Source organism: Methanophagales archaeon, from assembly GCA_021159465.1.
Lineage (GTDB): Archaea > Halobacteriota > Syntropharchaeia > Alkanophagales > Methanospirareceae > G60ANME1.
Genome location: JAGGRR010000236.1, coordinates 1 through 1,106, shown reverse-complemented (window position 1 = coordinate 1,106; position 1,106 = coordinate 1). Strand labels below are relative to the sequence as shown.

Below are 1,106 nucleotides of genomic sequence, written 5' to 3'. Positions count from 1 at the left end.
AACAACATCGTATCGAATAACCGGTGGGGTGGCATCTACTTAACCGAATCGAACAATAATACGCTCATGAACAACAGCGCATCGAACAATGAACTCGGTATCGTCTTGCTGGATTCGAGCAATAACTCACTTACAAACAACGACGTATCGAACAACCGGGACGGTATCCAGTTAGGAGAATCGAGCAACAACACGCTCACAGACAATGAAGTCTCGGACAATGAAGTCGGCGTCATCTTTGCAGATTCGAGCCACATTAAGCTTGCAAACAACACTTTTGTAAATGACGGTCTTATTGTTTATAAGTCCTATGAAAACACCGTGCAGGGTAATACAGTAAACGGCAAGCCTCTTGTTTATCTCGAAGATGCAGCAGATCAGACAATTACAAATGCTGGACAGGTTATACTCGTGAACTGCGATAATATCACAGCGAAGAATCTCAACTTATCGAATTCAGATGTTGGCGTAAAACTCTATGGAACCGACAACAGTACGATAAAGAACATCAATTCATCGAACAACTTAGTCGGTATCTACATGGTAGAATCTAACAATAACACACTCATGAATATCACCGCATCGAACATCGGGTCTGGCATTTACCTGGAGAACTCGAGTAACAACATGCTGACAAACATCACGGCATCAAGTGGACTCACTCGATGGGATGGTCTACCAGGAATGATATTCTATTCAGACGATTTATACAAACATAGCAACATTGTCGAATCAGACGAAGATTCACACAACAACATTGTCGAATATCTCTCGATAAGCAGCTATCCAACTACGATTTCGTTCACTTACGATAATGGAATCAGAATAGCGTCTGTAACAGATCCATATTCAGATCCTGTCGGGAAGAGGAACATCGGTAAATACGTGGATGTATATGATGTGAGCGAAAATTCTTGGATATTCTTGAACGTGAGCTATGAGGATGCTGATGTTGCCAACGTTGCAGAGAATAGCTTGAGATTATATCACTGGAACCGGACTGAAACAGAGTGGGAAGTGATTCAGGGAAGCAATGTCAACACGGAAGAGAATTATGTCTATGCGAACGTAACGAGTTTCAGTCAGATTGCTCCATTTGGGAATCC

Annotated in this window: 1 protein-coding gene; it reads left to right on the top strand. The window is 42.1% G+C overall.

The window, feature by feature from the left end; all coding sequences use genetic code 11:
• Positions 1–1,106 (top strand): right-handed parallel beta-helix repeat-containing protein (locus tag J7J01_09910; protein MCD6211173.1); only part of this gene is annotated, 1,106 nt, incomplete at both ends.